The sequence below is a fragment of the Kitasatospora purpeofusca genome (assembly GCF_000718025.1).
Lineage (GTDB): Bacteria > Actinomycetota > Actinomycetes > Streptomycetales > Streptomycetaceae > Kitasatospora > Kitasatospora purpeofusca.
Window position 1 is genome coordinate 389,560 of record NZ_JODS01000001.1, and the last position, 24,139, is coordinate 413,698.

General features: G+C 73.0%; 19 protein-coding genes and 1 pseudogene. 7 read left to right on the forward strand and 13 right to left on the reverse strand.

The features are described 5' to 3' along the window. Positions 1–14 precede the first annotated feature (14 nt). A complete protein-coding gene (ybaK, locus tag IF01_RS0101835; RefSeq protein ID WP_030391418.1) occupies positions 15–509 on the forward strand; it encodes a Cys-tRNA(Pro) deacylase in 495 nt (164 codons plus the stop codon). Between the two features lie 18 nt (positions 510–527). On the opposite strand, the gene IF01_RS44890 is transcribed toward ybaK, so the two are convergent. The 7 genes and pseudogenes from IF01_RS44890 to IF01_RS0101865 all read right to left on the reverse strand — a co-directional run bounded on the left by IF01_RS44890 (position 528) and on the right by IF01_RS0101865 (position 6,951). Next, positions 528–1,352 (reverse strand): hypothetical protein, encoded by an 825-nt coding sequence (locus tag IF01_RS44890; RefSeq protein ID WP_063764107.1) that lies wholly within the window; start codon positions 1,350–1,352, stop codon positions 528–530. 85 nt (positions 1,353–1,437) lie between these two features. Next, positions 1,438–2,250 carry an ABC transporter permease gene (locus IF01_RS0101845; RefSeq protein WP_030391420.1) on the reverse strand — a complete coding sequence of 271 codons (813 nt, stop codon included), beginning with the start codon at positions 2,248–2,250 and terminating at the stop codon, positions 1,438–1,440. Further along, complete coding sequence (locus tag IF01_RS51875; RefSeq protein WP_494410585.1) at positions 2,247–2,624, reverse strand: hypothetical protein; 378 nt, start codon at positions 2,622–2,624, stop codon at positions 2,247–2,249. Before IF01_RS51875 ends, IF01_RS0101845 begins: the two co-directional genes overlap by 4 nt. Further along, positions 2,613–3,119: pseudogene (locus IF01_RS51880) on the reverse strand (ABC transporter ATP-binding protein); the annotation flags it as partial. The pseudogene IF01_RS51880 and the gene IF01_RS51875, both read right to left, overlap by 12 nt. A 273-nt stretch (positions 3,120–3,392) precedes the next feature. Next, positions 3,393–4,664, reverse strand: coding sequence for an NYN domain-containing protein (locus IF01_RS0101855; RefSeq protein ID WP_030391422.1), 1,272 nt, complete (start codon positions 4,662–4,664; stop codon positions 3,393–3,395). A 241-nt stretch (positions 4,665–4,905) separates the two neighbouring features. After that, positions 4,906–5,952 carry an aspartate-semialdehyde dehydrogenase gene (locus tag IF01_RS0101860; protein WP_030391423.1) on the reverse strand — a complete coding sequence of 349 codons (1,047 nt, stop codon included), beginning with the start codon at positions 5,950–5,952 and terminating at the stop codon, positions 4,906–4,908. 108 nt (positions 5,953–6,060) lie between these two features. Beyond that, a complete protein-coding gene (locus tag IF01_RS0101865) occupies positions 6,061–6,951 on the reverse strand; it encodes a dihydrodipicolinate synthase family protein (RefSeq protein WP_030391424.1) in 891 nt (296 codons plus the stop codon). A gap of 72 nt (positions 6,952–7,023) precedes the next feature. Between IF01_RS0101865 and IF01_RS0101870 the strand changes: the two genes are divergently transcribed. Then, a complete protein-coding gene (locus tag IF01_RS0101870; RefSeq protein WP_030391425.1) occupies positions 7,024–7,911 on the forward strand; it encodes a LysR family transcriptional regulator in 888 nt (295 codons plus the stop codon). Positions 7,912–7,948: 37 nt separating this feature from the next. Here IF01_RS0101870 and dnaE read toward each other — a convergent pair whose 3' ends face one another. After that, positions 7,949–11,518, reverse strand: coding sequence for a DNA polymerase III subunit alpha (gene dnaE / locus IF01_RS0101875; protein WP_051754815.1), 3,570 nt, complete (start codon positions 11,516–11,518; stop codon positions 7,949–7,951). A gap of 191 nt (positions 11,519–11,709) precedes the next feature. On the opposite strand from dnaE, the gene IF01_RS0101880 reads away from it, so the two are divergent. After that, on the forward strand, positions 11,710–13,038 hold the full coding sequence (locus tag IF01_RS0101880) for a DUF2252 domain-containing protein (RefSeq protein WP_030391427.1): 1,329 nt from the start codon (positions 11,710–11,712) through the stop codon (positions 13,036–13,038). On the opposite strand, the gene IF01_RS0101885 is transcribed toward IF01_RS0101880, so the two are convergent. Continuing rightward, positions 13,035–14,258, reverse strand: a complete 1,224-nt coding sequence (locus tag IF01_RS0101885; RefSeq protein WP_030391428.1) for a hypothetical protein — start codon at positions 14,256–14,258, stop codon at positions 13,035–13,037. The two genes, IF01_RS0101880 and IF01_RS0101885, sit on opposite strands and share 4 nt — an antisense overlap. A gap of 23 nt (positions 14,259–14,281) precedes the next feature. Further along, the gene (locus tag IF01_RS0101890; RefSeq protein ID WP_051754816.1) at positions 14,282–14,689 is read right to left on the reverse strand and encodes an ATP-binding protein; all 408 of its coding nucleotides are present in this window, start codon (positions 14,687–14,689) and stop codon (positions 14,282–14,284) included. 164 nt (positions 14,690–14,853) lie between these two features. On the opposite strand from IF01_RS0101890, the gene IF01_RS0101895 reads away from it, so the two are divergent. From IF01_RS0101895 to aspS, 3 genes are all read left to right on the forward strand, one after another. After that, the gene (locus tag IF01_RS0101895; RefSeq protein WP_030391430.1) at positions 14,854–15,729 is read left to right on the forward strand and encodes a helix-turn-helix domain-containing protein; all 876 of its coding nucleotides are present in this window, start codon (positions 14,854–14,856) and stop codon (positions 15,727–15,729) included. Then, a complete protein-coding gene (locus tag IF01_RS0101900) occupies positions 15,726–15,953 on the forward strand; it encodes a DUF397 domain-containing protein (RefSeq protein WP_030391431.1) in 228 nt (75 codons plus the stop codon). The genes IF01_RS0101895 and IF01_RS0101900 overlap by 4 nt, the downstream gene beginning before the upstream one ends. 262 nt (positions 15,954–16,215) lie before the next feature. Next, positions 16,216–17,523 carry an aspartate--tRNA(Asn) ligase gene (gene aspS, locus IF01_RS0101905; RefSeq protein ID WP_030391432.1) on the forward strand — a complete coding sequence of 436 codons (1,308 nt, stop codon included), beginning with the start codon at positions 16,216–16,218 and terminating at the stop codon, positions 17,521–17,523. 308 nt (positions 17,524–17,831) lie between these two features. On the opposite strand, the gene IF01_RS0101910 is transcribed toward aspS, so the two are convergent. Beyond that, complete coding sequence (locus IF01_RS0101910) at positions 17,832–18,416, reverse strand: dienelactone hydrolase family protein (protein ID WP_030391433.1); 585 nt, start codon at positions 18,414–18,416, stop codon at positions 17,832–17,834. 193 nt (positions 18,417–18,609) lie between these two features. Here IF01_RS0101910 and IF01_RS0101915 point away from each other — a divergent pair, with 193 nt between their 5' ends. Continuing rightward, positions 18,610–20,244 carry an alkaline phosphatase D family protein gene (locus tag IF01_RS0101915; protein WP_030391434.1) on the forward strand — a complete coding sequence of 545 codons (1,635 nt, stop codon included), beginning with the start codon at positions 18,610–18,612 and terminating at the stop codon, positions 20,242–20,244. An 85-nt stretch (positions 20,245–20,329) separates the two neighbouring features. On the opposite strand, the gene IF01_RS0101920 is transcribed toward IF01_RS0101915, so the two are convergent. Further along, on the reverse strand, positions 20,330–21,196 hold the full coding sequence (locus IF01_RS0101920) for an ABC transporter permease (protein ID WP_051741992.1): 867 nt from the start codon (positions 21,194–21,196) through the stop codon (positions 20,330–20,332). After that, entirely contained in the window at positions 21,193–24,024 is a 2,832-nt protein-coding gene (locus tag IF01_RS0101925) for an alpha/beta fold hydrolase (RefSeq protein ID WP_030391436.1), read from the reverse strand. The genes IF01_RS0101920 and IF01_RS0101925 overlap by 4 nt, the downstream gene beginning before the upstream one ends. Positions 24,025–24,139 lie beyond the last annotated feature (115 nt).

Below are 24,139 nucleotides of genomic sequence, written 5' to 3' on the forward strand. Positions count from 1 at the left end.
CCACCGGAGGCCCCGTGGCCACGAAACCGAAGAAGGGCGGCCGGGGCACCCCCGCGACGGTCGCCCTGGAGACCGCCGAGGTGCCGTTCACGGTGCACGCCTACGAGCACGACCCGGCGGCCGCCTCGTACGGGGAGGAGGCCGCCGAGGCGCTGGGCGTGACCGCCGACCGGGTCTTCAAGACCCTGGTCGCCGACGTCGACGGCGTCCTCACGGTCGGCGTGGTCCCGGTCTCCGGGCAGCTGGACCTCAAGGCGCTGGCCGCGGCGGTCGGCGGCAAGCGCGCCGCGATGGCCGACCCGGCGGCCGCCGAGCGCAGCAGCGGCTACGTCCGGGGCGGCATCTCCCCGCTCGGCCAGCGCCGGGCGCTGCGCACGGTCGTCGACGAGAGCGCGCTCGGCCATCCCACCGTCTACGTGTCCGCGGGCCGCCGGGGCCTGGAGGTCGAGCTCTCCCCCGCGGACCTGGTCACCCTGACCGCCGCCCGCACCGCCCCCATCGCCCGCTGAGCCGGGCCGCGCGGGCGGTCAGCCCTCGCGCCGGTCCTCCCGCCACTCCTGCGGCCGGTCCTCGCGCCGGTCCTCCGGCGGGGCGGCCGGGTGCGCGGCCGGGTGCGCGGCCGGAAGGCCCGCGCCCGGGACCGGCGGCCCCGGGACCCAGTACGGCGGCGGGTCCTCCTCGCGCTTGCCGAACGCCGCCGACAGCGCGAGCAGCAGCACCATGGCCGCCATCGGCCAGGCCAGCACCGCGCCGTACGCCCCGAGGTCGATGTCCGCCGAGAAGTGCCCGCCGTTGCCGACCCGCCGCGCCTGGGCGACCAGGTCGCTGCTCGGCCCGAGCCAGCGTCCGAGCCCCCACGCGCCGACCGAGGCCAGCAGTCCGCCGACGGCCAGCCCGACCGCCACCGAGATCCCGCCGCCCCGCCTGCGGGTGAACAGGAACGCGCCCAGCGCGGTCAGCAGGCCCGCCCCCAGGCCGAGCAGTACGAAGACGCTGTCGGCCCCGGCCCGCTGCTCGCCCTCGGGGTCGGCGTAGAGGATCTTGTTGCCGTCGACCACCAGCGGCACCTTGGGCGCCAGCCAGACCCACAGCGCGCCCATCACGACCCCGAGCACCAGGCAGGCCAGCACCGTGGCCGCCCCGACCCTCAGCTCGGGCAGCAGCCGCTGCGCGACCGGCTCGGCCGACCGGCCCTTCGCGGCCGTCGGGTCCACCCCGGGCGGCAGCCCGTACGGCTCGGACGCGGGCCCGGGCGCGGCGTACGGATCACGGTCGGCGGCGTACGGGGCGGGCACGGCATCGGTGACACCGTCGGCGCGCGCGGGATCCGGAGGTGTGTTCGGTACGGTCACGCCCCCATCGTTTCACGCTCGCCGCTGCCACGACCCGGCCACCCACCGAACCGACGGGGGCCCCGCGTGATCGGCAAGACGGTCCCTAGCGGCGGGTCGCCCGCCGGTACGCCCAGGTGGCCACGGCCAGCGAGACCACGCCCACCCCCGCGCACACCCCGAGGTCCGCGACCACCGCCGCCCAGTCGGGGTCCGGCCGGAACGTCCGGGCGAACGCCTCCACCCCGTAGGTCGACGGCAGCAGGTCGCGCAGCCACAGCACCGGCTGCGGCAGGTGGTCGACCGGCAGGACGCCGAGCAGCAGCGCCGCCGACATGCCGAGCTGCCCCAGCATGGTGGCGATCTCCTGCCGGGGCGCGAGCAGCCCGCAGGCCGCGCCCAGCCCGGCCAGCGCCGCCCCGGCCAGCGGCACCACGGCGAGCAGCACCCACAGCTGCCCCAGCGGCAGTCCGAACATGACCGCGCCCGCGGCCGCCGTGACCAGCGCCCCCGGCAGGGTGAACGAGGCGAACGCGGCGGCCGCGCCGAGCACCACCGAGGCGGCCGGCACCGGCAGCGTCGCGTAGTGGTCCAGGCCGCCGCTGGCCCGCAGCCGCCCGAAGTACTGGGCGAGCAGGTTGAGCGCCACGAAGGCGACCACCAGCACGCTGGAGCCGGCCACCACGTACTGGGCGGCCGAGGTCTGCCCGGAGTCGACGACGCCGCGCATCATCACCAGGATGCCGAGCGACTGGAAGGTGGCCACGAACAGCAGCGGGATCCGCGCCACCCTGGCCCGGGCGAGCTGCGCCCGGTAGACGGCCGCGAGGGCGGGCAGCAGCCGGGCGGCGGGGGCGAGCGGAGCGGGTCCGCCGGCCGCGGCCGGGGTGGTCCGCGGCGGTGCCGAGAGCAGCGTCACTTGGCCAGTCCTCCGTGGCGGCCGCCCAGCTTGAGGTACGCGTCCTCGAGGCTCGGGGTGGCCAGGGTGAAGTCGTCCAGGGCGGCGAACGCCGGGCCGGTGGTGACGGCCGAGACCAGTTCGCGGGCCTGCTCGGGAGTGGTGCGGACGGTCCAGCGGCGGCCGGTGCGCTCGGCCCGCTCGGCCAGCGCCGCCACGGCGGGGACGCCCAGCGGCGCCTCGTCCCGCCAGACCAGGTCGAGCCGGACGTCGCCGTCGACCAGTGCCTTGAGCCCGCCGGGGGTGTCGCAGGCGATCACCCGGCCCTCGTCGATCACGGCGACCCGGTCCAGTACGGTCTCCGCCTCGATCACGTTGTGGGTGACCAGCAGCACGGTGGTGGAGCGTTCGGCCCGGCGGCGCTCGACCGCCGACCAGACGGCCCGCCGGGCGACCGGGTCCATGCCGGTGGTCGGCTCGTCGAGGACGAGCAGCGGCCGGTCGCCGACCAGGGTGGCGGCGAAGCAGGCGAGCCTGCGCTGCCCGCCGGAGAGCTTGGCGAGCGGCCGGTGGGCGAGCGGTTCCAGGCCCAGTTCGGTGATCACCGCGTCCGTCGCCGCCCGGGCCCCGGTCCGGGTGAGGCCGCGCAGCCGCCCGGTGGTCTCGGCGGCGAGGGCGACGGTCAGCTCGTCGAGCGCGGTGGACTCCTGGCCGAGGTAGCCGAGCAGCCGGGCGGCCCGTTCGGGGTGCCGGACCACGTCGTGGCCGAGGATCTCGATACTGCCGGAGTCGGGCCGCAGCAGGCCGGTGAGCTGGCGGACCAGGGTGGACTTGCCCGCGCCGTTGGGTCCGAGCAGGCCGAAGATCTCGCCCTGCCGCACGGTCAGGCTGATGCCGTCGTTGGCCCGGACCGTCTCGGCGGCGCCGCCGCGCCCGGCGCGGTACGTCCTCACCAGGTCCCGTACGGCGCAGCACGGCGCGGTGTCCTGGGGTGCCCGCCCGGCCGACTCGCTCACGACCGAAGACTCTACGCGGTGCAACCGGCGAACCGGACAACGGGGCCCGTTCCGCCCCGGTCCCGGTCGCCCGCCGGGGTCGGCCGCCGGCCGCGGCCGGGTTCCCGCCAGGGTCGATCACCGACCGCAGCCGGGTTCCCGCCCGGCTCAGTCGTCGACCACGATCAGGTTCCCGCCGGGGACCCGGGTGGCGAGCTCCTTCCAGAACCCGGCCCGGATCGCGTACCGGTCGTGCTCGTCGATCTGGTCGTCCTTGTGCGCGAGCAGCCCGAACCGGGCGGCGTAGCGCAGCAGCTCGCCGTCGACCCGGTGCGGGATCCGGGGGTAGTCGGGCCACAGCACGGTGAGCCGTTCGACGTCGCCGACCCGGGTGGTCCAGCGGCGGGCGAAGACCTGGCCGACCTCGTGGGCGTCGCCGCCGATGGAGGTGATGTCCTCCTCGCGGTCGGCCCAGCGCTGCTCGGCCGTGGTGAGCTGGGCGAGGGTGGGCAGGCCGTCCCCGGCGGTGACGGCGGGCTCCTGGGCGGGCCGTTCGATCCAGCCCCGGTCCGATGACCAGCGCAGCACCGGGCCGCTCTGGTGGCGGTCGGCGGCGGTGGCCTGCCGGTCGGCGCTGCGTCCGGCGAGGTCCTTGGGGGTGGGGACGACCTTGAGTCCGACGGCGGAGGCCGGCTGGGCGCGTCCGTCGGCGACCGGGCCGGCGGCGACCGAGGCGGCGGCCGCCGCGGCTGGCGCCCCGGCGGCGGGACGGCCGGGCACCGGCTCGGCGGGCAGCGGGCCGGGCAGTCCGGCCGGGGGCGCGGCGGGCGGGGCGGCGAGGATCTTGGCGATGTCGTGCCGGGCGCCGGGGGCGGGGAACACGCTGGAGGTGTCGCGCAGGCTGAACGATCCTTCGATCCACTCGCGGTCCAGCACCCGGCGTTCGTCGGCCTCGCCGACCAGGTCCTCGGACTGGTTGAAGTCGCCGTCGGCGGCCTGGAGCGCCCAGAGGTGGACGACCACGCCGTGCTCCTTGGCGGACATCATGCCGGGCAGCAGGTCCCCGTCGCCGGTGATCAGCACGACGTCGGCGCAGGCCCGGTTGCGGGCGAGTTCGGAGAGTTCGGCGTGCATCGCGGCGTCGACGCCCTTCTGCACCCAGCGGCCCTCGGCCCGGGTGAGCGCGCCGAGCCGCACGGTGACCCGGGGCAGTACCCGCAGCCTCCGGTGCTCGGGCATCGGGCGGCGCTCGGGCGCGGCGTCGAACCAGTAGATCCGCAGCAGGGGGAGGCCGGTCTCGGCCTCGGCGCGTTCGCGCAGGGCGGCGATCAGCGCGATGTGGTCGACGGTGACCTTGGAGCGGGACGGGTCACCGGCGAGCAGGCTGGCGGCGGCGCCCAGCAGGTATCCGGCATCCACGAGGACGACACAGCGGTCCATCGCGCACCTCTTTCCGCTCGCCCTCGGGGTGGGGGCTCCGCCGGGCCGACGGTGCCGGGGTGGGCGCGCTCCGCCCGGCGGCCGGGCGGGGTGGGGTGAGGGGGTGCCCGCTGCCGCCCGATCGTTGGGTCACCTTTTCCCACTGACCCGCCCGCCGAACCTCGGGCTCCGCCGCTGTCCCGCGACAGGCCGAAGGGCCCCGTCCGGTCGTGGACGGGGCCCTTCGGCGGGATGCGGCAGGTCAGCCCCGGAGCTCGGCGGCGACCAGCTCGGCCAGCTGGACGGCGTTGAGCGCGGCGCCCTTGCGCAGGTTGTCGTTGGAGACGAAGAGCGACAGGCCGTTCTCGACCGTCTCGTCGACCCGGATCCGGCCGACGTAGCTCGGGTCCTGGCCGGCGGCCTGGAGCGGGGTGGGGATCTCGCTCAGCTCGACGCCGGGGGCGCCGGTGAGCAGCTCGACCGCGCGCTCGGGGCTGATCGGGCGCTCGAAGCGGGCGTTGATCTGCAGCGAGTGGCCGGAGAAGACCGGGACGCGCACGCAGGTGCCGGCCACCTTGAGCTCGGGGATGCCGAGGATCTTGCGGCTCTCGTGGCGGAGCTTCTGCTCCTCGTCGGTCTCGTTGGAGCCGTCCTCGACGATCGAGCCGGCCAGCGGGACGACGTTGAAGGCGATCGGGCGCTTGTAGACCTTGGGCTCGGGGAACTCGACCGAGGAGCCGTCGTGGGCGAGCGCGGCCGCGCCGTCGACGACCTTGGCGGCCTGCTCCTGGAGCTCGGCCACGCCGGCCACGCCGCTGCCGGAGACGGCCTGGTAGGTGGAGACGACCAGGGCGGCGAGGCCGGCCTCGTCGTGCAGCGGGCGCAGCACCGGCATGGCGGCCATGGTGGTGCAGTTCGGGTTGGCGACGATGCCCTTGGGGCGGTCGGCGATGGCCTGCGGGTTGACCTCGGAGACGACCAGCGGGACCTCGGGGTCGCGGCGCCAGGCGGAGGAGTTGTCGATGACGACGGCGCCCGCGGCGGCGGCCTTGGGGGCGAGCTCCTTGGAGGTGGAGCCGCCGGCGGAGAAGATCACGATGTCCAGGCCGGTGTAGTCGGCCGTGGCCGCGTCCTCGACGGTGATCTCGGTGCCCTGCCAGGGCAGGGTGCGCCCGGCCGAACGCGCCGAGGCGAACAGCCGCAGCTGCTCCACCGGGCCGACGCCGCCCGGGAGGTCCGCGCGCTGCGCCAGGATCTCGCGGACCACGCCGCCGACCTGACCGGTGGCCCCGACAATGCCGATCTTCATCCGTCTGCTCCTCTTGATGTCGCCGTTCGATGTCGCCGTGCACGGCCGCACTCCGCCCATCATGCCTTGTCACGGGCGTCGGACAGCCGGATATTCCACCCTGTGGTCTCAGTGGTCCAGACCACTGAGCAGTTCCAGCGCCCGCTCGACCTCCGCCGGCCCGGCCGGCAGCAGCGGCAGCCGCACGTCCGGCGTCGGGATCCGCCCCTGGGCGTGCAGCACCCCCTTGACCACCGCCGGGTTCGGCGCCGCGAAGGCCGCCACCGCCAGCCCGGCCAGCCGGTGGCCCAGCGCCCGGGCCCGCGCCGCGTCCCCGGCCCGCCACGCCTCGGCCAGCTCGACCCAGTGGGCGGTGGCCAGGTGGGCGGAGGCCAGGATGCCGCCGGCCGCACCCAGCGCGAGCAGCGGCGCGAACACCGCGTCGTCCCCGCCCAGCACCGAGAACCCGGCCGGAGCGGACGCCAGCAGCTCCACCACCGCCTGGTCCACCCCGCCGGTCGCGTACTTCACACCCACCACCCCGGGCAGCGCGGCCAGTTCCAGCAGCGCGGCACCCGACAGCTGCTGCCCGGTCCGGTAGGGGATGTGGTAGAAGACCAGCGGCACCGAGCTGGCCTCGGCCAGCGCCCGGAAGTGCGCCACCGTCCCGGCCTCGCCCGGCCGGACGAACGACGGCACGGTGACCAGCGCGCCCGCCACCCCCGGCACCCGCCCGGCCAGCCCGGCCAGCTCCTCGGCGGCCAGGGCGGTGCCCGGCCCGCCCGCGCCGACCAGCAGCGGCACGCCCCGGTCGGCGCAGAGCGCCGCGCAGACGCCGATCACCGCCTGCCGCTCGTCCGCCGTCAGCGCGGCCGGCTCACCGGTGGTGCCGAGCGCGACCAGACCGGCCGCGCCCTCGTCCAGCAGCGAGCCGGCCAGCTTCTCCAGCGCGTCCAGCGCCACCGAGCCGTCGGCCGCGAACGGGGTGACCAGGGGGACGAGAATGCCCTTGAGTTCCATGGCCACGATCCTGCGGCCGGGCGAACCTCCAGGTCCAGTTCATGTTTCCGACGCTTCTCGTAAGCTGGGCCGATGCTCGACGTCCGACGCCTGCGCCTGCTGCGCGAACTCGCCCACCTCGGCACCATCGCCGCCGTCGCCGAGGCGCTCAGCTTCAGCGCCTCGGCGGTGTCCCAGCAGCTGTCCGTGCTGGAGAAGGAGGCCGGCGTCCCGCTGCTCGAACGCACCGGCCGCCGGGTCGTCCTCACCCCCGCCGGACGCAACCTGGTCCGGCACGCCGAGGCCGTGCTCGAACGGCTGGAGCAGGCGGGTGCCGAACTCGCCCACGCCCGCGAGGGCCTGGCCGGCCCGCTGCGGATCGGCACCTACCCGTCGGCGGCCCGCGCGATCGTCCCGGCCGTGCTCGCCGAACTCGCCGGCTGGCACCCGGGGCTGGAGCCGATGGTGACCGAGGTCGACCCGGCCGAGGTCGCGGCGGCGCTGCGGGCCGGCGAGCTGGACGTCGCCCTGGTGCACGAGTACGACCTGGTCCCGGCCGACCCGGAACCCGGCCTGGCGGTGACCCGACCCGTCTTCACCGAACCGATGTACCTCGCCGCCCGCGCCCCCGGCACCGTCGCCGACCAGCGCGCCGAACCGTGGATCCTCTCCCCGCCCGGCACCCTGTGCCACAGCATGGCCGTCCGGGCCTGCGAGAGCGCCGGCTTCGCGCCCCGGATCCGGCACCGGATCGACGACTTCGCCACCGTGCTCGCCCTGGTGGCGGCCGGTCAGGGCGTGGCGCTGGTCCCGCACCTCGGCATCGACCGGCCCCCGCCCGGGGTCGTCCTCACCCGGCTGCCGATGTACCGCCGCACCCGCGCCGCCTTCCGCGCCGGCGCCGGGGCCCACCCGGCGATCTCCGCCTTCGTCTCCGCCCTGCACACGGCCGTCCCGGCCCCGCTGCGCAACTCCGCCTGAGCCGGGGGCGCCCGGCCCGGGCGCCCCCGCCGCAGCGTCAGCCCGCCGCGCCGCCCGGCCCGTTGGCGGCCCCGTTGGCGGCCAGACAGCTCGGCCCGAGCAGCTGCTTGAGGTCGCCGAACAGCGCCGGGTCCGACTTCACCCGGTGCCGGTCCAGCCGCAGCAGCGTCGTCCGGTGCTCCTCCTCCAGCCGGACCCGGACCTCCGTCGTCCCCCGGTGGCTGCTCAGCACCTCGCCGAGCCGCGCCACCAGCGGCGGCGTCACCTTGCCGTCCGGGATGATGATGACGATCGGCGGCTCGGCGTGCGCGTTCGACAGGTCGGGGGCGCTCAGCTCCATCCCCATCAGCCGCGGCACGTCCTCCCGCTTGTCCACCTTGCCACGGACGAACACCACCGCGTCCTCGACCAGTTGCGAGGACACCAGCTGGTAGCTGGCCGGGAAGAACATGCAGTCGATCGAGCCCGCGAGGTCCTCGACCGTCGCGATCGCCCAGGCGTTGCCCTGCTTGGTCATCTTCCGCTGGAGGCCCGAGATGATGCCGCCGATGGTGACGAACGACCCGTCCGGCCGCTCGGCGAGCTCCGCCACCGCGCAGTCCGCCTTCTCCGCGAGCACGTGCTCGATGCCGTGCAGCGGGTGCGAGGAGACGTACAGGCCCAGCATCTCCCGCTCCTGGGCGAGCAGGAAGGACTTCTCCCACTCCTCCTCGGAGAAGACGACGTCCAGCCCGAAGGTCGGCTCGTCGCTGGTCGCGTCGCCGCCGAAGAGGTCGAACTGCCCCTCGGCCTCCTTGCGCTTGATGCCCACCACGTTGTCGATCATCGGCTCGAACTCCGCGCTCAGGCCCTTGCGGGTGTGCCCGAGCGAGTCGAAGGAGCCGGCCTTGATCAGCGATTCGACGGTCCGCTTGTTGCAGACCACCGACTCCACCTTGTCCAGGAAGTCCGGGAAGGAGGTGAACTTCCCCTTGGCCCTCCTGGTCCGGATCATCGACTCCACGACCGGCCCGCCGACGTTGCGGATCGCGGTCAGGCCGAACCGCACCGTGGTGTCCCCGTGCGGGGTGAAGTCCGCGTCCGACTCGTTGACGTCCGGCGGCAGGACGTTGATGCCCATCTTGCGGCACTCGTTGAGGTAGACCGCCGACTTGTCCTTGTCGTCCTTGACCGAGGTCAGCAGGCCCGACATGTACTCGGCCGGGAAGTTGGCCTTGAGGTACGCCGTCCAGTACGAGACCAGCCCGTACCCCGCCGTGTGCGCCTTGTTGAACGCGTAGCCGGAGAAGGGGACGAGGACGTCCCACACCGCCTGGATCGCCGCGTCCGAGTAGCCGCGCTCCCGGCACCCCTTCTGGAACGGGACGAACTCCGCCTCCAGGATCTCCTTCTTCTTCTTGCCCATCGCCCGGCGCAGCAGGTCGGCCTGGCCGAGCGAGTAGCCGGCCAGGATCTGCGCCGCCTTCTGCACCTGCTCCTGGTAGACGATCAGGCCGTAGGTGGGCCGGAGCACCTCCTCCAGGGGCGCCTCAAGCTCCGGGTGGATCGGGGTGATCTCCTGCTGGCCGTTCTTGCGCAGCGCGTAGTTCGTGTGGGAGTTGACGCCCATCGGGCCGGGCCGGTACAGCGCCAGTACGGCGGAGATGTCCTCGAAGTTGTCGGGCTTCATCAGCCGCAGCAGCGAGCGCATCGGACCGCCGTCGAGCTGGAAGACGCCGAGCGTGTCGCCCCGGGCCAGCAGCTCGTAGGTCGGCTTGTCGTCCAGGGGCAGCTCAAGAAGATTGATCTTGATGCCCTTGTTCTTCTCGATCGCCTTGACGGCGTCGTCCATGATCGTCAGGTTGCGCAGGCCGAGGAAGTCCATCTTGAGAAGGCCGAGGCCCTCGCAGGTGGGGTAGTCGAACTGCGTGATGGTGACGCCGTCGGTGTGCCGGGTCCAGACCGGAATGTGGTCGGTCAGCGGCTCGGCGGACATGATGACGCCCGCCGCGTGCACACCGGGCTGGCGGATCAGGCCCTCGATGCCGCGCGCGGTGTCGATCACCTTCCGCACGTCGGGGTCGTTCTCGTACAGCCCGCGGATCTCCCCCGCCTCGCTGTAGCGCGGGTGGCTGCTGTCCGTGATGCCGGACAGCGGGATGCCCTTGCCCATGACGTCCGGCGGCATCGCCTTGGTGATCCGGTCACCCATCGCGTAGGGGTAGCCGAGGACCCGCGAGGAGTCCTTGATGGCGGCCTTCGCCTTGATGGTGCCGTAGGTGACGATCATGGCGACCTTGTCGGATCCCCACTTCTCGGTCACGTACCGGATCACGTCACCGCGCCGGCGCTCGTCGAAGTCGATGTCGACATCGGGCATGGAGATGCGCTCGGGGTTGAGGAAGCGCTCGAAGATCAGACCGTGCGGGATCGGGTCCAGGTCGGTGATGCCCATGGCGTACGCGACCAGCGAGCCGGCCGCCGAACCACGGCCGGGGCCCACCGCGATGCCCTGCCCCTTCGCCCACATGATGAAGTCCGCGACCACGAGGAAGTACGCCGGGAACCCCATCTGCACGATGGTGTCCATCTCGTACTCGGCGAGCTTGCGGTGCTCCTCGTCGTACCCGTTCGGGAAGCGCCACTCCATGCCCTGCCAGACCTGCGACCGGAAGAACTCCGCCTCGGACCCGAAGCCCTCCGGGATCGGGAAGCGCGGCATCAGATTGCGGAACTCGAACATGCCCGCGGTGTCGACCCGCGAGGCCACCAGCAGCTGGCTGTTGCGGCAGCCCTCCTGCCAGGCGTCCGACTGGTCCAGCGCGTACATCTCGGCGGCCGACTTGATGTAGTAGCCGGTGCCGTCGAACCGGAAGCGGTCCGGGTCGGAGAGGTTCTTGCCGGTCTGCACGCAGAGCAGCAGGTCGTGCGCGCCCGCGTCGGCCTCGGTGGTGTAGTGCGAGTCGTTGGTGACCACCGGCGGGATCCCGAGCTTGCGCCCGATCTCGATCAGCCCGTCCCGGACCCGCTTCTCGATGTCGAGGCCGTGGTCCATCAGCTCCAGGAAGTAGTTCTCCCGGCCGAAGATCTCCTGGTACTCGCCGGCCGACCGCAGCGCCTCGTCGAACTGCCCCAGGCGCAGCCGGGTCTGCACCTCACCGGACGGGCAGCCGGTGGTCGCCATCAGGCCGCCGGAGAGCTCGGAGATCAGCTCCTTGTCCATCCGCGGCCACTTGACCAGCCAGCCCTCGGAGTACGAGCGCGAGGTCAGCTTGAAGAGGTTGTGCAGGCCCTCCTTGTTCCGGGCCCAGATGGTCTTGTGGGTGTAGGCGCCGGACGCCGAGACGTCGTCCCGCTTCTGGTGCGGCTGGCCCCACAGGATCCGTTTGGTGTTCGAACGGGACTCCGGGGCGACGTACGCCTCGATCCCGATCACCGGGGTGATGCCCGCGCCGGTGGCCTGCTTGTGGAACTCGGCGGCGCCGTACATGTTGCCGTGGTCGGTCATCGCGACATGGGTCTGCCCGAGCCGCTCGACCTCCTTGAACATCTGCTTCAGCCGGGCTGCGCCGTCCAGCATCGAGTACTCGGTGTGGACGTGCAGGTGCGCGAACGGCTGATCGCTCAAGGCGGGGCCTCCGTAGGCTCGTACTGGCAGCTGGGGAGCCGGTGAACGCGCAGGTCACAGAGGACGCCCGGAAACAATTGCGGCCCGAGCCACTCACCGGGCCCGGACCAGCACTCACACGTTCACGCTCCTACTCTAGCCTCCTGAGGCTGCCCTGTTACCGGCCACCCGCCGAGCCCGAAGGATCCCGAATGTCGCAACCGCCGACCCCCGCCACCGACCGTGCCGAGACCATCCTCGGCGTCTTCGACACGGCCTTCGGCGACCTCCTCGCCCAGGACCCGGCGGCGTTCCGGGTGAAGTTCCGCAAGATGGCCGCCTCCGCGTTCGCCTTCTACCGGGGCACCGCCGCCCTCTACTACGCGGACCTCACCACCGCCCCGTTCGATTCCTACGGCGCGTCCTTCCTCGACGACCGCACCGGCCGGGTCTGGATCCACGGCGACCTCCACGCGGAGAACTTCGGCACCTACCTCAACGCCGAGGGCCGGCTCGTCTTCAACGTCAACGACTTCGACGAGGCCTACGTCGGCGCCTTCACCTGGGACGTCCAGCGGCTCGCCGCCTCGCTCGCCCTGATCGGCTACGCCAAGGCCCTCTCGGACACCACCATCACCGAACTGGTCACCGCCTTCGCCGAGGCGTACCGGGCCCGGATCGCCGCCCACGTCACCTCCGGCGACGCCGACCCGTACACCCTGGACACCGCCACCGGCCCGATCCTCGACACGCTCCGCAAGGCCCGGCTGCAGACCCGGGTCTCCCTGCTCGACGGCGACACGGTGGTCGAGGACTACGACCGCCGCTTCCGCCTCGGCGGCGGCGCGTTCGAACTGGACGCGGCCACCAAGGCCGAGGTCCTCGCCGCCTTCGAACGGTACCTCGCCACCCTGCCGCCCTCCTCCCGGGTCAGCCCCACCGCCCTGCGGGTCAAGGACGTGGTCGGCCGCCGGGGCATCGGCATCGGCTCGGCGGGGCTCCCCTCCTACAACGTCCTCCTCGAAGGGCACACCGACGCCCTCGAGAACGACGTGATCATCTACATGAAGCAGGGCCAGAGCCCAGCCGTGTCGCGGCACGTCGACGACCCCGCCATCGCCGGCTACTTCGAGCACGAGGGCCACCGCACGGTGATCTCCCAGCGCGCCCTCCAGTCCCACAGCGACCCGTGGCTCGGGTACACCACGCTGCGGGGCCGGGGCCAGCTGGTCGCCGAGGTGTCGCCGTACGCGACCGACCTCGACTGGCGGGACCTCAACGAAGTCCCCGACCTGCTCGCCGTCACCCGCTACCTGGGCCGCGCCACCGCCACCATGCACGCGGCGGCGGACGAATCGTCCAGCGGCCACACCCTGGTCCCGTTCTCCACCGAGCACGCGATCCACGAGGCCGTCAGCCGCGACGAGGCGGGCTTCACGGCGATGCTGGTCGACTTCGCCCACGCGTACGGCGCCCGCGCCCGCGCCGACCACCAGCTCTTCGTCGACCTCTACCGCAACGGCCGCATCCCGGGCCTCTAGGACTGCCCGGTCAGGGCCGCCAGCCGCTCGCGCGCGGCGGCCCTGACCGCGGGCTCCTCCAACTCGTCGTCCCTGAGGTACTCCAACCTCCCCCGCACCTCGGGTTGATCCGGAGCCCGCTCGACCCCCAACAACCGGGCGTCGTCCTCACAGTCCCAAAGACACTCCACGTACACCGACTCCAACCCCGTCGGGTCGATCTCCCCCAACGCCTCCAGATAGCTCACCCGCTCGTAGGAGTGCGGAGTCCACAGCCAGAACCGCCTGAGCAGCGACACCGCCCCCCGCGCCTCGGCGCCGAACCGCGCCAACCCGTCGGCCGTCCGCTTCGGCCCGCACCACCGCCGCTCCACCCAGTCCCGCTCCAGGTCCGCGACGAGTACGGGGATGTCCTCGGCCTCCCCGCACTCGGCCAGCACACTGAGGCCCCGCAGCCGCAACCACTCCGGCTCCGTCACCGCGGCCCACTCCCGCGCGGCGGGCACCGCCAGCGCCCCGAGCTTGTCGACCACCCCGATCAGCGGCCACAGCATGTACTTCCCGTCCGCCGTACCCAGCGACGGCACCAACGGGATCACCCCGGGCTCCGGCCCCCGGTCGTCCAGTACATCGAGCGCGGCGGTCCTCCGCTCCTTCGACTCCCCGGGGTCCGCCAGCAGCTCCAGGAGCCCGGCGCTGTCGACCTCCGCCAACGGCTTCGGCCCCCGGGGCCCGCGCACCGGACGCGGCCCGGCCAGCCCCCACCGGTCCCACGGATCGGCCCACAACTCCGCCCGGTCCCGGTCGCCCAGCCGCTCGCGGGCCGTGCCCTCCAGGTCGTCCCACCACTCCACCGGCCACCGGTGCGCCATCTCCTCCAGCGCGGCGACCCAGTGCTCCCCCTCCTCCGCGTATGCCCGCAATACCTCCCGGGCCTCCCCCGACCCGTCCAGCGCCAGCAGCGCCAGCACTCGGGCGGCCCGCTCGCTCGACTCCTCCCCCGCGCCGAGCCCCTCCGCCACCGGCCCGAGCGGCAATTCCAAGTCCCGCACCAGCCGGGCCAGATACAGCGCCCGCTGATCCACGGAGTCCCACCGCCAGTCCCACCGGATGCACCCGTGGACCAGCTCGGCAGCAGCGGCCGGATCCTCGGCGGCCATCCGCGCCCCGAGCCCCCGCCCCCGCTGCACCAACCCGATCAACGACCCCGCCGGCGCATACCGCCCGTCACTCATCACCATCCCCCCATCCTCCCCCGGGACGTTCAGCAGCCGGACACCTCCACCAAGGCGCAGACCACCTTCCCCTCCGGCAACGGCTCCCACCACCAGCACCGCGCCAACTGCCGCAGCATGACGAGCCCCCGCCCGTGCTCCCCGGGCTCCCGCCACACCCGCCGACCGAAGAACCCCGGGTGCGAATCACTGACCCGGATCACCACGGCACCCGCCTCGGCCACCTGGATCCCGACACCGACGACCTGCCCGCCGGCATGCGAGACCGCGTTGGTCACCAGCTCGGTGACCACCAGCTCCACTTCGAGCGGATCGGCGAGCTCGATGCCCCATCCTCTGATCTCGGCCACCGTTCTGTGCCGCACGTAGCCGACGGCTTCGTCCCGCGAGGGAACAACCCATGAGACCTGTCGGGATTCGGTCCTGATGGACGGCACCGGATGCCTCCTATGAGATCACGCACCGACACGAGCCGCGACGATGCCCTCACGTATCGCTACCTCCGGCAGCATGCCTCGACGCTCTCGAGATGGGCAATATGCCCAGTAGATTTTCCCCCATTCGAGTTGCTCAAGGGTCTTCAGGTGGCACACTGCTGCCCATGGCATGGAAGAGGAACCCGGCACCACCATCGGTGTACCGACGTCAGCTCTCCGCTCGCTTCAAGGAGTTGAGAGCGCAGGCCGGCCTGACGCTGACCGAGGTGTCCGCCGTGGTGGAGGTCAGCCAGGGCTCGCTGAGCCGCATCGAGAACGGCGACCGTGGGACAACCCCGGTGCTCGCGAAGGCTCTTCTGGACTGCTACGGCATAACCGACCCTGCAGCCCGCGAGGACATCCTCGACCTGGTCCGCGCCGACGCGGCGCAGCGGCAACCGTGGTGGAGGAAGTACTCCGCCGTCATCAACACGACGAAGTACGGCGGCTACCTGGCCCTGGAGTCCAGTGCGAACTCCCTCCGGACCTACGAAACCGAACTCGTTCCCGGTCTCCTGCAGACCGAGGAGTACGCCCGGCAGGTCATCGCCAACATGCGCTTCGACCTCACTCCGCCGCAGATCGAAGCCCTCGTCGAGGTGCGGATGGGCCGCCGCCACCTGCTGGAGGGCGAGAACGCCATCAAGCTGTGGGCCGTGATCGACGAAGCGGCGCTTCACCGGATTCCGGAACCCGCCGTACTCTGCGGCCAACTCGAGCACCTGCTCGCCATGGCAGAGCGGACGAACATCACCGTGCAGTTCCTGCCGTTCAGTGCGGGACTCCACCCCGGCCTCGACGGCCCGTTCGTTCTGATGGGCTTTCCCGACCCCAACCCGGAGGTCGTGTGGATGGAGAATGGCCCCAACTCGGTGTACTTCGAAGGTGCGGACGAGGTCGACCACTACACCGAGGTCTTCGACCACCTGCGAGCGCGCGCTCTCGGCCCGCCCGAGACCCATGCCCATCTGACCGGCCTGCTCAAGGAGAAGCGCACATGATCAACAAGCCCAACCCCGCCGAGCTCGACTTCTCCGATGTCATCTGGGAGAAGTCCCCGTTCAGCGGCGGCAGCGACAACTGCGTGGAGTTCGGCGTGATCGGCCAGTTCATCGCCATCCGCGACTCCAAGACCCCGACGCAGACCCCACTCGTCTACACCCGCGCCGAAATCGCCGCCCTCCTGGACGGCGCGAAGTCCGGCGCCTTCGACCACCTGCGCTGAACCCACTCCCACGGCCGCCTTCGTCGCACACGACGAAGGCGGCCGAAGTCTTCCCGCATATCCCGCCCGTGCCGAAGGAACCGCCTCCATGGGCAGCCAGTTCCCGCAGCCTGCCAGGTCCGGCCTCGCTGGATCGCGACGGGCGTTAATCCGGAGGCACCCGCGCGACCCCTCCGGTTATCGTGGCGCCAGTCCCCGGGCGGCCGTCTACCGCCCGACCCAGTGGCGCGACCAACGCGCCCGCAATCAGGGAGTTGCCGTCATGACGCGTACCCTCGTCGCAGAACTTTCCAGCCACCTCGACGGGACGGTCACCGTCTACGGCTGGATCAACACCCTCCGCCTCCAGCGGCGCATGCAGTTCGTGCTGGTCCGCGACCACACCGGCCTCGTCCAGGTCACCCATGCCAGGGGCGGCGAGGGTGACGGGATCGAGGCGGCCTTCGAGAGCGTCACCACCGAGTCCGCCGTGAAGATCACCGGCAAGGTCGTCGGCAACCCCCACGTCAAGCTCGGCGGGCTGGAGATCGTCCCCGAGCGCGTCGAGGTCGTGTCACCCGCCGAGCCGAAGCTGCCCATCGACGAGCACACCGGGCTGGACCAGCGCCTCGACTGGCGTTTCCTCGACGTCCGCAGGCCCTCGCAGCAGTTGGTGTTCGCCGTCCAGACCACGGTCGAGCAGGCCATGCGCGAGGTCACCGCCGAGGAGGGCTTCACCGAGCTCCACACCCCGAAACTCATGGGCACCGCCTCCGAGTCCGGGGCCGAGGTGTTCAAGGTCGACTACTTCGACCGCACCGCCTACCTCGCCCAGTCCCCGCAGTTCTACAAGCAGATGGCCATCGCGGGCGGCATCGACAAGGTCTTCGAGATCGGCCCCGTCTTCCGCGCCGAGCCGTCCTTCACCTCCCGCCACGCCACCGAGTTCACCGGCGTCGACACCGAACTCGCCTGGATCGACGGTGTGGAGGACGTCATGGCCTTCGAGGAACGGCTCCTGCGACGCGTCCTCCAGCGGGTCTCGGAGCGCCACGGCGACGCCGTCGCCGAGCACTTCGGTGCCCGGGTCACCGTCCCCGAGCAGCCGTTCCCGCGCGTCACGATGGCCGACGCCCTCACCAGGCTCCGGGCCACCGGCTGGGACCCCGAGGGCGTCAAGGAGGACCTCGACCCCGAGGGCGAGCGCAGGCTCTCCGCCCTCGTCACCGAGGAGTCCAGGCACGAGTTCGTGTTCGTCACCCGCTTTCCCGCCTCCGTCCGCCCCTTCTACCACCTGCGGCCCGAGGACGACCCCACCGTCACGGAGTCCTTCGACCTGCTGTGGAAGGGCGTCGAGATCACCACCGGCGCCCAGCGCGAGCACCGTCACGAGCGCCTGGTCGCCCAGGCCCGCGAGAAGGGCATGGACACCGGGCCGCTCGCCGGCTACCTCGACTGCTTCCGCTTCGGCACCCCGCCCCACGGCGGATTCGGCCTGGGTCTCGGCAGGCTGCTGATGCTGCTGCTCGACGCCCCCAGCATCCGCGAGGTCACGTTCCTGTTCCGCGGCCCGCACCGTCTGGAGCCGTGAGCCCTGAGCCCTGAGCCGGGGCAGACCGGCGCCGAGCCTTGCGCAGGAAGTCGGCCACGCCGACTTCCTGCACAACAGGCACCACGGACTAGGCCCTCTCTTTCGGATCACGTCGGACGAGCGGGCGTCTCCCCCAGCCTTCGGCCGGGAGGTACCCCCATGCGTGCGTGCATCGGCGGTGCGGAGGAGGGAGTCCATGCGGTGGGGGCACCTCCCGGCCGGAGGCTGGGGGCCATCGGCGACCGACGACAAGCCGGCGAGGTGCGTGCTCCGGCGGCGACCGCCTGGCGTGATCCGAAAGAGAGGACCTACGCCGCGTCCAGCTCCGCCAGGAAGTCCAGCGCGACCGCCCAGGTCTGCTCCGCCGCCTCGGCGTCGTAGTCCGGCAGCTCCGGGTCGGTGAAGAGGTGCCCGGCGCCGCGGTAGCGGTGCACCTCGACGTCCGCGCCGGCCTTGCGCATCCCCAGGTACCAGGCGTTCAGCCAGTCCTCCGACTCGAACGGGTCCGGCTCGGCCACGTGCAGCTGGACCGGGATCGCGGTGGCGGCGTCCTCGCGGATGTCCGAGGTGCCGTGCAGGAGCAGCAGACCGACGGCCTTCTCGTCGGCGAGCGCGAGGTTCTGGGCGAGCGAGCCACCGAGCGAGAAGCCGGCGTAGACGAGCGGTGTCCCGGCGCCCAGCAGCGGGGCCGCGGCCCCGACGGCCCGGCGCAGCAGTTCGTCGCTGCCGATCTCCTCCTTGTGGGCCATGGCCTCCTCGACGTCGTCGAAGGTCCGCCCGTCGAAGAAGTCGGGGGTGTGCACGGTGTGCCCGGCGGCGCGCAGCCGGTCGGCGGCGGCGTGGACCGCAGGGCGCAGGCCGTACACGGAGTGGAGGAGCAGGACGTGTGCCACGGGCGGGACTTCCTTGCGACGGGGGCCGGAACAGCCTCCCATCATCGCGCATGTCCGCCGGGTGACCGCGCCCACCCGGCGGGATGGCGGGACGTCACGTCGCGGTGAAGCGACAACGAACAGTCAGTTCAGCATATGGAACACTGCATTACCCGCCGGTAGCCTGTCCGCCGTGACTGACCTTGTCAATGACATGACCGCCGCCCGCCCCCACCGACGCCAGGTGCTCAAGGCCACCGCCGTCGTCGCGGGCGCCGCCGCCCTACCGCTCGCCCTCGGCGCGACCGCCCAGGCCGCCACCGCCCCGCAGTTCCTCCACGGCGTCGCCTCGGGCGACCCGCTGCCCGACGGCATCCTGCTCTGGACCCGGGTCACCCCGGCCCCCGAGGCGGTGCCCGGCTCCGGCCTCGGCGCCGGCACCGAGGTCCGCTGGGAGATAGCCGCCGACAAGGGCTTCACCCGGATCGCCGCGAGCGGCACCGTGACCAGCGACGCCGCCACCGACCACACCGTCAAGGTGGACGTCCGCGGCCTCACCCCGGACAGCGCCTACTGGTACCGCTTCACCGCCGGCGCGACCGTCTCCCCCGTCGGCCGCACCCACACCACCCCGACCGCCGACGCCGCCCTCGACCGGCTCCGCTTCGGCGTCGCCTCCTGCGCCAACTGGGAGGCCGGCTACTTCTCCGCGTACCGCCACCTGGCGGCCCGCGGCGACCTCGACGCCTTCCTCTTCCTCGGCGACTACATCTACGAGTACAAGAGCGGCGAGTTCTGCGCCCGCGGCTCCGTGGTCCGCCCGCACGCCCCCGCCCACGAGATCCTCAGCCTCGCCGACTACCGCACCCGGCACGGCCGCTACAAGACGGACGAGGACCTCCAGGCGCTGCACGCGCAGATCCCGACCATCGCGATCTGGGACGACCACGAGTTCGCCAACGACGCCTGGTCCGGCGGCGCCGAGAACCACACCCCGGGCACCGAGGGCGACTGGACGGCCCGGATGGCCGCCGCCAAGCAGGCCTACTTCGAGTGGATGCCGGTCCGCCCGTCCATCGCCGGCACCACCTACCGCCGGCTGCGCTACGGCAAGCTCGCCGACCTGCACCTGATGGACCAGCGCTCGTTCCGCTCCCAGCAGGTCAAGGTCGGCAACGGCGACGTCGACTCGGCCGACCGCACCCTCACCGGCCGCGCCCAGATGGACTGGCTGAAGTCCGGCCTCGCCGCCTCCGACACCGCCTGGCGCCTGATCGGCAACGAGGTGATGATCTCCCCGGTCGCCCTCTTCTCGCTGCCGGACTACCTGCTGCGCCCGCTGGCCAAGCTGCTCGGCCTGCCCGGCGAGGGCCTGGCCGTCAACACCGACCAGTGGGACGGCTACACCCACGACCGCCGCGAGCTGCTCGGCCACCTGAAGTCGAACGGCATCACCAACACGGTGTTCCTGACCGGCGACATCCACTCCGCCTGGGCCTCGGACGTCCCCGAGGAGGCCGCCACCTACCCGCTGTCGGGCAGCGTCGCCACCGAGTTCGTGGTCACCTCGGTCACCTCGGACAACGTCGACGACTTCCTCAAGGTCGCGCCGCAGACCCTCTCGCTGGTCGCCGCCGCCGCGATCAAGGGCGCCAACCGCCACGTCCAGTGGGTCGACCTCGACTCCCACGGCTACGGCGTCCTCGAGGTCACCCCGGCCCAGACCCAGATGGACTACTACGTCCTCTCCGACCGGACCCGCAAGGACGCCACCACCAAGTGGTCGCGCTCCTACCGCACCAGGTCCGGCACCCAGCAGGTCGAGCGGGTCTACTCCCCCGTCAAGTAGCCCCGGAGCAGTCCCGCGAACGACGGACCCCGCCCGCCGTCCCCCGGCGGGCGGGGTCCGCCTCTCCCACGCCTCCCGAACCGCGCTACGACACCACGTCCTTGCGCGCGAAGCCCCGGAACGCGAGCGCCAGCAGCACCACCGCGTAGGACAGCGACAGCGAGACCCCCTGCAGCATCCCGCCCCACTCCATCCGCGGCTGCAGCGCGTCCGCCCACGCCCACTGCCAGTGCGCCGGCAGCCAGGCCCGCAGGTCGCCCAGCGCGGTGATGGCGTCCAGCACCCCGGCGACGATCGAGGCGAACACCGCCCCGCCGACCGCCCCCAGCGGCGCGTCCGTGGCGGTCGAGAGCCAGAACGCCAGCGCCGCGATCACCACCTCGCTCAGGAACACGAACGCCACCGCGACCGCCAGCCGGGGCAGCGCCTCGCCCGCGGTCAGGCTCGCCCCGGCCGGCAGCCGCAGGTCGCCCCAGCCGTACGCCGCCGTGCCGACCGCCAGCCCGACCAGCGGCAGCAGCACCACCGCCGCCGCCGAGAACAGCAGCCCGACCAGGAACTTGCGCATCAGCAGCCGCGCCCGCGGCACCGGCGCGGCCAGCAGGTACCGCAGCGAGGACCAGCTGGCCTCCGAGGCCACCGTGTCGCCGCAGAACAGCGCGACCGGGATCACCAGCATGAAGCCGGTGCCCATGAAGAGCATGGTGGTCGCGAAGTTCGGCCCGGACGAGGTCGCGAGCTCGATGAACGTGGTCCGGTCGGCCCGCCCGGGCGTCCCGGCCACCGCGAACGCCGCCAGCACCACCAGCGGCATCGCGGCCAGCACCCCGCCGATCACCATCGTGCGGCGCCGCCGCAGCTGGCGGACCACCTCGACCCGGAACGGCAGGGTCCGTCCGGGCCGGTAGCCGGCCGCGTGATCGGCCGACACCTCAGCAACCGCGGCACTCACGCCGTACCTCCGATCAGCGACAGGAACGCGTCCTCCAGCCGGCGCTGCGGCCCGGCCGACTCCACCGGCACCCCGAGCCGCACCAGCTCGGCCAGCAGCCTGCTCGCCGCCATGCCGTCCAGCCCGACCAGCAGCCCGCCCTCCACGGCCTCCGCCGTGCCGACCCCGTCCAGCGCGGCGACCTTGTCGGCCGCCGCCGCCAGCTCCACCGCGTCGTACGACGCCCCGGTGCCGATCAGCAGCTGCGTGCCCGCGCCGACGATCTCCGCGACCGCGCCCGTGGTGACCAGCCGGCCCCGGTCCATCACCACCAGGTCGGTGCAGCTCTGCTCGACCTCGGCCAGCAGGTGGCTGGAGACGATGACGGTCCGCCCGGCCGCCGCGTACCGGATCATCACCTCGCGCATCTCGCGGATCTGCGGCGGGTCGAGCCCGTTGGTCGGCTCGTCGAGGATCAACAGGTCCGGCAGCCCCAGCATGGCCTGGGCGATCGCCAGCCGCTGCCGCATGCCCTGCGAGTAGGTGCGCACCGCCCGGTCCAGCGCCTCGCCGAGCCCGGCGATGGCCAGCGCCTCGTCCAGGTGGGCGTCGGCCTCGGGACGGCCGGTGGCCTGCCAGTAGAGCCGCAGGTTGGCCCGCCCGGTGAGGTGCGGCAGGAAGCCGGCACCCTCGACGAAGGCGCCGACCCGGGAGAGCACGGGTGCCCCGGGCCGGATCAGATGGCCGAAGATCCTGATCTCGCCGGCGTCCGGCCGGATCAGCCCCATCAGCATCCGCAGCGTGGTGGTCTTCCCGGCGCCGTTCGGGCCGAGCAGGCCGAGCACCTGGCCCCGTTCCACCCGGAAGCCCAGCTCGCGGACGGCGTACCGGTCGGCGGCGCCCTTGTAGCGCTTGCTCAGACCGGTGATCACCAGCGGCACCCCGGCGAGCTCCGGGTCGTACGCGGGTCCGTGCGCGCGCCGCCCGGCCCTGGCCGCCCGCAGCCGCGGCACCAGCACCAGCCCGGCGGCCAGCGCGAGCGCGACCAGCGGCAGCACCCAGGTCCGGTTCGGCAGCGGCGCGGCCTCGGTGACCAGCCCGTCGACGGTGGGCAGGACGACCGGCCCGGTGACGGCCGCCCGGTAGGTGGCCGGCTCGACCGGCGAGGCGTACGCGAGGTCGGTGGAGGCGAGCACCAGCCGCAGCCGGTGCCCGGCGTCGAAGGTGTGGTCGACGGTGGGCAGCGCCACGGTGACGCTCCGGCCGTCGGGGGCGTCCGCCCCGGTCACCCGCAGCGGGGCGGACAGCTGCTGCGGCAGGCTCTGCTTGCCGTCGGGGGCGACGTCGTACAGCTTGGCGAAGAGCACCGCGTCCGGCCGGTCGGCCCGGACCTTGACCGGCACCGTCGGCTGCCCGGTCAGGTGGACCGAGGAGTCCAGCGGCGCCGACTCGAAGGTGGCGAACTGGCCGGGGAAGTCAAGCGCGAGACCGGCGCCCAGCGCGGACACCTGGCCGAGCAGGCCGCCGAGGCCGGGCACGGCGGAGATGTTGGACGGCGCGCCGCCCGGCGGGTTGGCGAAGGCCTGCTCGGGAGCGCCGTCCGGGGCCTTCAGCTCGAACTGCCGCGAGCCGGTGCCGCCGAGGCCGGGGTAGCTGTCGGCGGTGGCGCCGCGCAGCACCGCCTGGAAGCCGGTGGAGTCGACCCCGCCGGTCCGGGTCACCCGGAACGCCGCGCCGGTGCCGGCCGCGCCGTCGCCCGCGCCCCCGGCACCCTTCAGATAGCGGTCGAACCAGGCCGTGACCCGGTCGTCCACCCGGTCGCTGGTGTCGGTCGCGCCGTCGTGCCCGCCCGCGAACCAGTCCACCGCCACCGGGGCGCCGTTGGCGGCCACCGCCTTGGCGATCGCGTCGCCCTGGTCGAGCGGGAACAGCGAGTCCTGCTGGCCCTGGACCACCAGCGTGGGCACCTTGAGCCGGTCCGCGACCGACGAGGGGCTGGACCGGTCGAGCAGGGCCACGGCCTCCGGATCGGCGTGCCCGGCGGTCGCCACCCGGTCGTACATCCGGCACAGCTCGTCCAGGAACCGCCCGCAGCCGACCTGCCCGTCGCCCTGCTCGGGGGCGAGGGCCGGACGCGCCGCGCCGCCGGACGGGCCGAGCTCGCCCACCGAACCGGTGGTGAAGAAGATCCCGGACCACAGCTTCTTGAACACGCCGTCGACCGCGCCCGAGCCGCGCACCCCCTGCGGGAACAGTGCGTCGGCCAGGTTCCACCAGGTGATCGCACTGGCCACGGCGTCGATCCGCCCGTCGTACGCGGAGCCGAGCAGCGCCACCGCGCCGCCGTAGGAGGCACCGGTGATGCCCACCCGGGGGTCGCCGGGCCCGTCCAGCTGGACCTCGGGGCGCTGCGCCAGCCAGTCGACCAGGTGCTTGACGTCCTCGACCTCGCGGTCCGGCGCGTTCAGCCCGATCTTCCCGCCGGAGCGGCCGAAGCCGCGCGCCGACCAGGTCAGCACCGCGTACCCCTGCCGGGCGAGCTTCTGGGCGCGCTCCCGCTCGCCCTCCTTGGAGCCGCCGAAGCCGTGCCCGAGCAGGACGGCGGGGCGCGGGCTGCTGCCGGTGGTGAAGAAGGAGGTGTCGAGCTGGACGATCTGCGAGCTGCCGGGGGTCTCGGCCATCGCGAGGAAGCGGTCCTCCTGGCGGACGGGCTGTTCGCCCCCGGCGGCTACGGCCGCGGCCGCTCCGACCCCGACGACGGCCGTCAGGGCCACCGCCCCGGCCACCAGTCTCCGTCCGGCGACCGTCCCACGGCCTCGCCACCGGCGCCACGCCCCACCGAGCTCCATGGGCGTGATCGTAGTCGCCCCCGGAGTAGGCGTCCGATAAGAACAGCGGCCGCACGGCACCCGGGAACGCGCGAACCCCCGGGAGCTCTCCCGGGGGCCGCGCCCTGCCTGTCGT